The 2,445-nt window shown below is 52.2% G+C and carries 4 protein-coding genes; 1 reads left to right on the top strand and 3 read right to left on the bottom strand.

Features of this window, described 5'->3' with window-relative positions; genetic code table 11:
• A partial coding sequence (locus ACYQ2W_RS25995) for a Druantia anti-phage system protein DruA (RefSeq protein ID WP_459873939.1) occupies positions 1–720 on the bottom strand: 720 nt, incomplete at its 3' end.
• 179 nt (positions 721–899) lie between these two features.
• Here ACYQ2W_RS25995 and ACYQ2W_RS25990 point away from each other — a divergent pair.
• The gene (locus ACYQ2W_RS25990) at positions 900–1,787 is read left to right on the top strand and encodes a hypothetical protein (RefSeq protein ID WP_459873937.1); all 888 of its coding nucleotides are present in this window, start codon (positions 900–902) and stop codon (positions 1,785–1,787) included.
• Here the strand turns inward: ACYQ2W_RS25990 and ACYQ2W_RS25985 are convergent.
• Together ACYQ2W_RS25985 and ACYQ2W_RS25980 are read right to left on the bottom strand one after the other, a co-directional pair.
• Positions 1,780–2,241: a hypothetical protein gene (locus ACYQ2W_RS25985; RefSeq protein WP_459873935.1), complete on the bottom strand. Its 462-nt coding sequence runs from the start codon at positions 2,239–2,241 to the stop codon at positions 1,780–1,782. The genes ACYQ2W_RS25990 and ACYQ2W_RS25985 overlap by 8 nt on opposite strands.
• A gap of 10 nt (positions 2,242–2,251) precedes the next feature.
• A partial coding sequence (locus tag ACYQ2W_RS25980; RefSeq protein WP_459873933.1) for a hypothetical protein occupies positions 2,252–2,445 on the bottom strand: 194 nt, incomplete at its 5' end.

Below are 2,445 nucleotides of genomic sequence, written 5' to 3'. Positions count from 1 at the left end.
GGGATCGACGAAGGTCTCGGCCAGCACGACCTCATGGCCGAAGCGCGCCTGCCAGGCCTCGGCCAGACCCCGCAACGACAGCGCCAGCACCTTGGAGGCCAAGTGCTCGACGCGCACCCACGGCAACACCAGGAAGCGTACATTGTTCGCCACCGCCGAGAGCCGCCGGCGTCGCTGCTGCGCCGACCAGCCCACCCAGCAGTCGCGGCACTCGACCTTCCACGCCGCGCTGGCCCAGCCCAGGCAGGCCACCACCTGGTCGTCGAGCCAGACCAGTTGCTTGAGGTGCTCGCCGACCAGCTTGGGGCGACCGAGGTAGTGGTGATGATGGACCAGATAGTCCCACAGATAACGCTCGGCGCCCTCGGCGAGGCGAATCCGCGGTTCGGGATAGTCGCCGATCCGCCCGCTCAGCTCCTGCCGGACGAACAAGGGGGATTGGGAGAAGTCCTGGGGCTTGAGATTGTTCTTCGGTCGCAGGCGGGGAGGCAACTGGACATGGCCGGCCTCCTCCAGACGCAACAGCAGATCGCGGGCGGCGTACTCCTTGAGCTTGCCGTTCGCTTGGCGCCAGTCCCAGCGCTCGCAAAGCCGCCGGGCGATGTGGCTGCGCCCCCGGGCATAGTCGGTGGCAATGGCCTCGCGGATCTCCCGCAGATCGACCTCGCGCAGGTCGCGGCCCCGGTAGCGCAATACGATTTCGTGGTCTCGTCCTTCCATGGACGAGAAGGCTACCCGCTTGGCGCTTCTGACGCCAGCGGTTTTTTCAAAGGGCTAAAGTCTTACCGTTCGGGTGATGGCAAGCGTTAAAACACAAGATGAAATAGATATCCTACTTTTCTAAAATATTCGTAGTTGAATCATTACCAGATGGTGATCGACGCACTGGAAAATTACTGTTGGAGGATATAGATTCTGTCAATGAAATCCATCAAAGAAATTTAAACACTGAACTAGTGATAGCTAAGACGAAGACTGAATTCATTGCATGCCTTGAACGGATACGAAGTGAAGCGTCACAAGGCGAATACCCTATCCCTCATATTGAATGCCATGGCTCCGATAACAAGACAGGGCTTATTCTTGGAGATGACCAATATCTAAGCTGGTCAGAGCTTAAACCTTTCTTAACTGCTATAAACGTAGCAACAAGGTGTAACCTACTAATCGTAATGGCCTCATGCTACGGCGGTTATCTCGGCAATATTGTTCTCCCTACTGATCGCTCACCATGTTGGGGTTTTATTGGCCCGACCGATAGCGTTTATCCTGATGAGCTACTGTCTACATTTAATGCATTTTATGGAAAGCTATTGGATACGTTGAATGGCGATGAATCATTAACGGCACTAACTTCTCGAAAGCTGAGCTTTGGTGGATACTATTTTACAACCTCAATTGGCATCTTTAAACATGCATACTCAGAGTATCTGAAGAAGTATTGTTCCGGGTCCGCACTGGAGGAAAGCGCAAAACGCATGTACCGCGCGCTTCGAAAAAATGGCACAGCAAGTAGCCTGGATGGAGCGCAGCGGAATCCGGGACGTGCGGGGCAGCCTTCGGGAATCCCCGGATTCCGCTATGCTCCATCCAGGCTACTTGCTGCAAGTGCCGTTTGGCGCGAGTCGAAACCAATATTGTCACCTGAAATAGCAAGTAGCCTGGATGGAGCGCAGCGAAATCCGGGACGTGTGGGGCAGCCTTCGGAAATCCCCGGATTCCGCTACGCTCCATCCAGGCTACTTGCTTACCTGTTCGAGTTAATTATTTCAATCCCGACTACATAATTTCAGCAACCAGGAGTCCAAGCAATATAATACCAACCCCCCCAATCACAATCGAAAAATAATGGGACATTCTAACATACGAAAAACCAGTAACAAGCGCACATTGACCCGGACACCTTTTATTAAAGAACACGACCCCCCTGCCAACCACCTCAGCCATAAAATCTATGGCCTTTTTTTCTTCATCAAAGCACACCCCCTTCTTGTCCAAGGAAACCACAGAAGAGACATAACTAATCCCACCAACTTCATACTCATACGTGATTCTTGGGCAATATATTGAATACCCACCATAAAGCTGGATCTCATCAACTTCCTTTACCGAGGCATCAACCACCTGGATTGCGGCCTTGCACCATGCTTTACTGGAACCAAAAAGAAGCAGACTACGCCCCCCATAAATAACCAACAAACCACCAAGAACAAATATAATAAAACAAGGACACACTTCCACACCCCCAACCCTATGACCTTCTACAGAAAGGGCCTGACGTCATCGACTCTCTGATAAAGTTAAAGAAATACCCCAACACAGCCCCAGCCGCAAACGCTAGAAGCGGCATTGCCATCGATATAAAAGCAAAAACAACCCCAATCGCAATCAACGACAAGAATGTATGTGTAACAATAACGGCAGACAGCGCACCTCCAGAGCAGC

The organism is Endothiovibrio diazotrophicus (assembly GCF_054657215.1).
Note: the sequence above shows the minus strand (reverse complement) of the source record. Positions and strands in the feature narration are given on the sequence as shown.